Here is a 9066-nt window from a genome sequence, read left to right as displayed (position 1 = left end):
ACCCATATAGCGTGCAGATAGGCTCTTGGTTGATGAAGCCATTTCAAAACAAATAAAAAATGCTTTGCGAACTCCAAATTTAACCTTGTGGAAAAGCGTATTGGCCGTGGTAGATTCAATATGTCCGCAGATATTGCACTGTCTTGCAAAATCCTTGCGAACTTGGCAGGCAGTATGATTACATCTCAAGCATTTGTAGCCCATATTTGATTTAATTGAAGCTAAGTATTTCTTGCAATCTTCATCGGTTTTGAACCGATCAGAGAACTCTAGAAGATTTTGACCTTTAAAAATATCCATAATATTATATGTTTACTGACAATAAAGATATGTATTTAGATACTGACCTCTATAGATGTTAATTGGAAATCAATGTTGGCCGTGACATTCAATCTATTAAAATTGGATTTATCCATACCGCCCACTATACCCCCTTGCCTTAAATAACCCGTGGATAAAAAATAACCTACTTTATCTGATCCACCGCGAGCAGAGAGGGTATATGATGTTACCGGAGCATCTTTAAAAATTTCATCTTGCCAATCTGTACCAACTCCTAAAGTAGAAAGATCTGAAAATATTAAATTCCCTCCAGATACTGCACTACCTTCATTAATTATAGTAGCGTACTCTGAAGCATTTAATAGCCCTATTTTTCTATCTACAGATTGAATACCTGTGTAAGTATTAAATGAAAACTCTGTCTTTTCATTGCTTCTACCACCCTTAGTGGTTACCACAATTACACCATTCCCTCCTTTAACACCATAAATAGCCGTTGACGCTGCGTCTTTTAAAATGTTTATAGATTGAATGTCTGCAGAGTTAATCGAATTTAAGTCATCAAGGGTTTGAGGAACTCCATCAATAATAACAACCGGATCAGTACCAGTAAATGACGGAATACCCCGTATTAATACTGTGGGCTTACTTCCTGGAGCGCCTCCTTGCACCACCGCAACACCTGAAGCATTGCCCTGAAGAGCTTCTTCAACTCTTAACGGTTTTAAGTTTTCAATTGTTTCCGACTTCACCGTCGAAATAGCACCAGAAACATCCGTAACTTTTTGCGTTCCGTAGCCAATGACTACAATTTCACCAAGGGCTTCTGCGTCTTCTTTTAATACAATGGTCATGGGTTGATCATTAAAAACCTTTACTTCTTGATTTTGAAAACCTACATAAGAGAACACCAATACCGAATTTATGCCAACAGCATCTATGCTAAAGTTACCATCAAAATCAGTAGAAGCACCTTTTGAGGTATTCTTAACAATGACATTTACTCCTATAAGAGGTTGGCCGCTTTCTGAATCCTTTACAGTTCCTTTAACATTGATTGTTTGACCAATTGCCAAGGTTGTAGAAAGGAGAATTAAAAATGAGAGAAATTTTGTTATCATAGTTTAAAACTTTATTGTATAAACTTAGACAATTCAATTATTAAAAAAATAAAAGTCACCACAACAATGAATATACATGACATAAAATTGTCATTTTAATTGCGATATAACCAAAATTAGCCCCACAGATTCGCTAATTACGCAGTTTTTAAAATTTATCACGATATCGTAACAGCTATAGTGAAGAAGAGGTCATGTTGTGGTAATGTATGGGTGATTTATAAAGGTGTAGTACCTCTACAATTCCAAGATATAATTTGTTAAGCTCGTTTCATGGGGCAAATCCATCTTTTTCCGTAATCTATACCTCTTCACCTCCACACTTCTATGGGAAATATTTAACAAAGGTGCAATCTCCTTAGAAGAAAGATTCAACCGGAGATAAGCACAGAGTTTAAGATCATCAGGGGTTAATTTGGGGTGTTTGCTCTTTACCTTTTTAAAGAAATCTTTATCGGCATTGTTGAAAGCTTCTTGAAAAAACGTCCAATCGTCTGTAGTATTTATATTTTTGTCAATAATCTTGATGACCGGCTTTACACTTTTCTGATTTTCGGTGTTTTTTAATTCTTCCTTGATTTGATTCAAAAACTCATTCTTCTTAATCAGGCTCATGGTAGAAATTGCCAATTCCCTGTTTTTGTTGTCTATATCAAGAACAAGCTTTTCGTTTTTGAGTTGCATCAATTGTTGCTCTATCTCAAGTTCCTTTAATTCCAAGTCGCGTTTATTTTTCAACATCAATTTTTCTCTTTGCTTTTTATAATAACGTCTATATAAGGAATGGACCATAACCACCAAAGTGATAAAACCTAATAAATATTGAATCAGCATTAAATTAGAAAGATACCAGGGCTTAGCAATTTCAAATTTATAAATAGCTTCATTATTGGAAAGGTTATTTCCCACCTTTGAACGTACCTTGAAAGCATATTGACCATAGGGTAAATTTTTAAACAATACCGAGGACTCAGAAGACCACGAACTCCATTCGTCATAATACCCAACGAGTTTATACTGATATTCTGCTTGTAAATACTTATAAAACTCGGCCACACTATAGGTAAATTGAAGATTGTTTTCATTATTACCAAAATTGGAGAATTTGGTCATATCCACAGAAAATGCCTCGCCATTGATGGCATAATTAGATATGGAGTTGATGGCAATATCATAAGATTTAAGATCTATCTTATTGAGGTCTATAATAATATAACCTGACGATGTCCCAAAGAGATAATTGCCATCTGATAGATAAGAAATGGTTTCATAACCAGTCATGTCCTTTCTTAAGGACTTTGTGAGAGGAATTCTTGATATAATAGGTTTCGCACTGAATTTACCCGGATACACATAGGAGATATTTTTATCTGAGAAACCCCAAAGTCTATCATGCTGGGTATCTGAAATCAGTTTACCGGAGGTATATGCTCCTAATGTAAAAATACTACTCAACACACTATCTTTTTCAAATTGTCGCTGCTGTTTGTCGTATACAAATACGCCCTTCTCATAGGCGTATAAAACGTCATCCAAATAGGTGATCAAACTTGAACCAAAACCTTTCTCTACAGACGTATCTTTTATAACCGATTGTACTTGAGTCCAATCTTCATTTATTGAAATTTCAAAAACACCTTTATATTCATGGCTTACTAAGAATCTCAGCGAATCTACAACAGCAAAATACTTAGAAGAAATATTGAAGCCTTCCAATTTATTTTTATAGGTCCATTGTCCATTTTGTCGATGTAGGAAATGTAGCCCACTATAATTACCTTGAATAACTAGATTGTCATTGTCTAGAAAAGATTGTACATCCCAAGTTCCTGGAATGGATGCTATCAATTGTGCCTGATCACCTTTAATTACAAAAGTTCCTAAATTATGACCGCAAAAGAGGGTGTCCCCAATTTTATTCAAACTCCACACCTGCCCTTTGGTACCCTGAATAAATTTGAAACGATCGGCGGAATCGATGGCTTTATAAAAAAGTCCTTGATTAGTACCTAAATATAAATTCCCATCATAAAGTGTCGAGGTATAAACCGTACCTAAATCACCATTTTTATCATTATAGATACTTAATGCCGATTTTATGTTGATGATGTTGATGCCATTATCCAAAGCCAACCAAATATTATTGTTGTTGTCCTCAAACAGACCCAGCACCGTATTGTTAGAAAGCCCATCTGCCTGATCAATGGTATAAGAAATCTCTCCAGAGTGGGTCAAGTAAATCATGCCATTGGAGATAGTTCCTAATATAAAATCACCATTTTTAAGCATTATACTATTGTACACGCTCAAGTTGTCGATCATTTTTTTGGCAGGTATATCCCAATCATAGAGACGTCCATCATTCCATTTATAAAACCCCTGTTCTTGCGTTTCAATCAATAAATCGCCATTATGACTAAACATATTGACGATAACATTGGTTAAAAAAACCACATTGTCAATCCATAACACCGATTGACCACTTTCAATTTTATAAATACCTTCTCCAAAGACTTGATAATACACAGTATCGTCCACTCTGAAAATTTTAGTAATCGTACTCTGAGCAGCAATTATTTTATAACTTTGATCGTCTAAATTGTAGATATAAATTCTATTTAAGGACTGAAAGAGAATATAGTGATCCATGGACAGGATGTTCCAAAACTGCTCGTCTTCAATAAGCGGTATTTCCAGTTCATCAGAGATTGACGTATAGTCCAAGCTTCCAAATGCATTGCGTTTCCAATACCCGAAGTTCATATAACATCCTGTATAGATCAGGTCATCAATTACCTTTACCGAACGCAAAACGGATTGGTTTGGCGTAGGATACAATTGCCATTCCGCCCCATTAAATTCAAGAAGTCCTTTATTGTTTGCAACATAAATATAGTGCTCATCCGATTGGGAAATACTCCAATTTTGGTTTTCAGCACCATATTGCTGCGGTTGGTAAGTAGTAATGGGAGGCAACTCTTGCGCAATCAACACTGTTGAAAACAAGAGTTGGATGTATAAGATGATTGATTTAACTTTCAAAATTGAGACTTTGCACGGTGTAACATTTAATATAGGTGGAAATTACAAATTCCAAACTATAATGCAAAGGTTTTCAGTTTTCAGAATATTCTTCCTCGGAAATTTATACAACGGATCATCTACCGAAGTCTCACGCGTAACCTGAAATATCCTCCTTTTTCATACCCTTAATTTCCTTTAAACAGATTTAAGAGAAGCTATTCTATAAATACAATCTCACTTCGCTCTGAAATCCCATTTTCATTAAACGTTTCCACCTGCAAATAATACGATTGATCCGTAGTTAACGCGCGTAATTCATAATCTGGATGGTCGTACATCATGGCATTTAGGTTGAGCTTATCTTTTTCTATCCCCCAATAAATAACGTAACCTGTGGCGTCGTTGACCTCATCCCAAGTGAGGTTGGCGTTGCGTCTATCCTGTTGTCTGGTAACTTTAAAATTGGAAGGGGTTTGCGGCTTGGCTTCTTTTCCTTTTCCGAAAATTCGCAACTCAGAGATGGCCAAATACTTATTGGTGCAAAACACATGATTATAGCGGATATAACGCGCTTCAACAGCATTTTTTAATTGAATATAGGCATGGGGAATATCTTTTGAGTTTTTTGAATAATCCACAACAACTTCCCATTCTTTTCCATCTAAAGACGACTCAATGACGAATTGCTGTTTGATGCCCTCCGGCCGTCCAAAAATCTCACTGTTAAAATCCTGGAAGTTGATCTGAAGAGCGCTCACATCCATCGGTTTCAACAGGTCCATCTCAATATAGATGGAATCGTTGTTGCTCTCGGAAACCCAATAGCTACGGATCTCTTCGTCATTGATCTTGTCGATATTAAAATCCTTGATCTGCTCCTGCATATAGCCTTCTTCGCTTTCATCCACGACGTTGAGCTCCTTTTCCACCAAGGGCGAATTGGTCTTTACGGGTTTGTTATAGGACAATAACATCCAGCCCGTGAAACGTTGCTTATGGTTTTCCACTTTGGTGTCGGGAAGGAAATGCGGATAATCACCATAAGCGGTATTGACGTACATCTGGCCGTTTTCTTCAAACCCTGCGGGATACATGCCTAGACGACGTTCAAACTTGAAGTTTACGGAAATGGCCATAGTGGAATAATGCCAGTAATTGCCATTATTGTCCTTGACCGTACTGCCGTGGCCAGAGCCTTTCAAAAAGCCTCCCGGTTTATAGGAAATAGGATTATAGGGTGCATATTCAAAGGGGCCCAGCGGATTTTTACTGGTGTACACCCCATCAGCATACACGTTCCATTGGGTTCCGGGAGCGCCGTATTCGAGGTAATAGGTCCCATTGTGTTTTACCATCCAAGGCCCTTCAATAAAAGGTTTTAAATCAGATTTATGGTCCTGTCCAAAACGTTCCCACCCGTGTTTCTCCGGATTGAGGTTGAACAGATCCACCTGTTCGCCCAAGGGAACATAATAGTTGTCGGCATCCAATTCGATACCGCGAATTGGCCATTTGTTTGACGATTCTTCGTAGAGATACACTTTGCCATCATCATCCACAAAAAGATCGGGATCCTGTGTGTCGTGTGGCATGTTGATGACGGCATAGTTGGTTTTCCAATCGCCCAATTCAGGATTGTCGGTTTCAATGACCGCACCTCTCCCCGATGGATCTCCCAAAATAATAATCTTTCCGTCCTTCACTGCGGCTGCGGGCGCATTGGAGCCGTTAAAATACCAACTTTGTGGTTTGATGATTTTCCAGTTGCTCATATCGTCTGAAGCCCAATAGCCGTGGGAGCGGGTCACGAACATATAAAAGCGGCCGTTAAAGTTCACCACGGCCGGATCTGCCCCTGACCGGTAGGACACATTGTTATTGGCCCGGTAATGCGACATATAGGAATAGTCAATATCGATGGGATTACAATAGGTCGTAAAGTTGTTTTTGCTGTTTTCGACGGTAGTCTTCGATTGATCTTCCTCCGATGTTCCATTATCTTCAGCGCTTTCCTTAAAGCCTATGAGCAAGACTAGAGAAAAGCATATACCCAGCATTTTAAGTGAATTAATCATAATCAAATAGTTTTAGTGTTTGTAGGCTTCCATGGGTTGTCCTCTCAAACGTTCAAAATTTTTATAGCTCCGTTGGATGGCCTCTGGACTTGCCTTTTCAAATTCTTTTGTGGTTACCTTATACTGTTTTTGTAATTCTACAAGTGTAACCCGCAATTCTTTCTCAACCCCATCATAAGACGCCACATCAATGAGATTGTCCAATTCTTTTGGATCGGTCTTCAAATCGTAGAGTTCCCATTGATCAATATCATCGTACACATGGATCAATTTATAGCGTTTGGTGCGTATCCCATACATTTTTTTGACCATGTGGAACGCGGGGAAATCATAATAATGGTAGTAAATGGCATCCCGGAAATCGTCATCGTTGGTCTTTTTTGTTACGAGAGGTCTTAAGGATTTCCCCTGCATATCTTCCGGGATATCAGCTTGCGCAAAATCAAGGAAGGTTTCCGCAAAATCGAGGTTTTGGGTCAATGCCGTCACTTTAGTGCCCGGAGCAATTTCTGCCGGATATCTCATCACCATCGGCATGGCCAAGGATTCTTCGTACATAAAGCGTTTGTCAAACCAGCCTTTTTCACCCAAATAAAAGCCTTGATCGGTCGTATAAATAACAATGGTGTTTTTTTCCATTCCGTTGGCTTTTAAATAATCCAAAATTTTTCCAACCCCTTCGTCCACTGAGGCTATGGTTGCCAAGTAATCCTGTAGGTACCGCTGTGCCTTCCACATATCCAGTTTTTTTTCGTTGTAATGGGCATCGTGCATGGCGTCATTTTTTGGCCGGTAGGCCTGGTCCCAAGTGGCACGTTGCGCTGTGGTCATTCGGTCAAAATCTGTTTTCCACGGATTATGGGCCAGCTCATCACTGCCTTTGGCCACGGTCATTTTTAAGTCATGACCTTCATACATGTCCCGGTAAATGGTCTGGTATTGCTCCTTTGAAGCGATGGAACCTTCATGATCGGTAAAATACGTATCGGGCAATGGAAACTTCACATCGTCATATTTGTTTAAATGACGCAAGGCCGGCATCCAATTGCGATGCGGCGCTTTGTGCTGTACCATTAGCAGAAAGGGTTGTTTCCCGTCTTTTACTTTATCTAAATATTTTATAGCATCTTCAGTAATAATATCTGTAGCGTAACCTTCAATTCTGGTGGTATCGATCTTTTGGGTTATTTGATTTATGGCGATAAAATCTGGATTGTAGTAATTGCCTTGGTCGGTCAGAATATTCCAATGATCAAACCCTTGCGGATTGCCATGCAGATGCCATTTTCCAATCAAGGCTGTGTTATAGCCGGCTTTTTGTAACATTTTAGGAAACGTAGGCTGATCGCCGTCAAAACGGTTGCCGTTCATCCTGAACCCGTTGATGTGGCTGTGCTTACCAGTAAGAATCACGGCTCTACTTGGTCCACAGATGGAATTGGTACAGAAATTGTTTCTAAAAATAGCACCTTCTGTGGCAATACGATCAATATTGGGTGTAGGTGCCAATTTGCTGATGGGATGACCGTAAGCACTAATGGCCTGGGTGGCGTGATCATCTGCCATGATATAGATAATGTTTGGCCGTTGTGGAGATTCAACTTTGATTTCATGTGCTGGTTTGGTTTTGCACGATAGAAAAGCAATAACAATCAATACGTAGTATGTTAACGTCTTCATGGATTCCTAATTAGTTTAACGGTTTGTATCACTTCTCTTTTAAAAATGGTTTTATCAAAAAAATCAAAGACTTCCCCCAATTGTTTAAAAGGGATATTTGATAACTCATGTTTGCCTCCAATTACTTTATTAAAATAATAGGGCATTTCTAATTCCAACAATCGATCTACTATTGTTGATGATCCATCCAACATAATATAGCCTTTCCTTTCTGGTTTGCAAAAATGATGGGCGGCACTACCAAAGGGCACCAAATTATCGGCAGTACCATGGAAAAACACTGAAGGCAGCGCGTTGGTTTTTGTAATATAATCAGAATTAACCATGGCTCCTGCTAACGAAAAGACACCTGCAAACTTAACCTTCTCATATTTTTTTAAATCGTCTATAAAATATTCACGCATATAAACAGCATTGAGCATGCCTTCTGCCCCGGCACTACTGCCGCCAGCAATAATCTTGGTGGTATCAGCACCCAGTACATCCTTGTTCTCATAAATGAATTTGGCAGCATCAAGAAAATCGATGGCGGCATTCTTAAATGTCAACAGTTTATCAGCTTTTGGACAATCACAACCAAAACCCGACGGCTGACCCTTTCGCGTGAGACGATAAGATATGGAAATACCCAAATATCCGTTTTCAGCTGCAAATTCTCCTAGCTGTACTTCACTTGGATAATTCCTACTCCCGCCTACAAATCCACCGCCATGCATCCATAATAAGACAGGAACGGAATCATTTTTTTTTATCTTTTTGGGCGAATAGACGTCCATTTTTAGAGTGTCCAGGCCTTTAATAGCGTACGTATAAGTAATGGGCTTTGCTTGGGAGAATCCAAAACTGAAACTCAGTAGGAATAGGTAAAAGGTTATGTTATTCAT

At 38.7% G+C, this 9066-nt stretch carries 5 protein-coding genes and 1 pseudogene; all 6 read right to left on the bottom strand.

Going from position 1 to position 9066, the window contains the following annotated elements:
* A pseudogene (locus G525_RS21985) lies at positions 1 to 300 on the bottom strand (IS1595 family transposase); the annotation flags it as partial.
* Positions 301 to 335: 35 nt separating this feature from the next.
* The gene (locus G525_RS0103450) at positions 336 to 1403 is read right to left on the bottom strand and encodes a carboxypeptidase-like regulatory domain-containing protein (RefSeq protein WP_027124916.1); all 1068 of its coding nucleotides are present in this window, start codon (positions 1401 to 1403) and stop codon (positions 336 to 338) included.
* Positions 1404 to 1640: 237 nt separating this feature from the next.
* Positions 1641 to 4445, bottom strand: coding sequence for a helix-turn-helix and ligand-binding sensor domain-containing protein (locus G525_RS0103445; protein WP_051209724.1), 2805 nt, complete (start codon positions 4443 to 4445; stop codon positions 1641 to 1643).
* A 197-nt stretch (positions 4446 to 4642) separates the two neighbouring features.
* Positions 4643 to 6502 carry a family 43 glycosylhydrolase gene (locus G525_RS0103440; RefSeq protein ID WP_245577718.1) on the bottom strand — a complete coding sequence of 620 codons (1860 nt, stop codon included), beginning with the start codon at positions 6500 to 6502 and terminating at the stop codon, positions 4643 to 4645.
* A 12-nt stretch (positions 6503 to 6514) separates the two neighbouring features.
* On the bottom strand, positions 6515 to 8182 hold the full coding sequence (locus G525_RS0103435) for a sulfatase family protein (RefSeq protein ID WP_027124913.1): 1668 nt from the start codon (positions 8180 to 8182) through the stop codon (positions 6515 to 6517).
* Complete coding sequence (locus G525_RS0103430; RefSeq protein WP_027124912.1) at positions 8179 to 9066, bottom strand: alpha/beta hydrolase; 888 nt, start codon at positions 9064 to 9066, stop codon at positions 8179 to 8181. Before G525_RS0103430 ends, G525_RS0103435 begins: the two co-directional genes overlap by 4 nt.

Source organism: Gelidibacter mesophilus DSM 14095 (genome assembly GCF_000423005.1).
Lineage (GTDB): Bacteria > Bacteroidota > Bacteroidia > Flavobacteriales > Flavobacteriaceae > Gelidibacter > Gelidibacter mesophilus.
The sequence above is the reverse complement of the archived record's forward strand: the minus strand, read 5'-3'. Positions and strand labels throughout refer to the sequence as shown.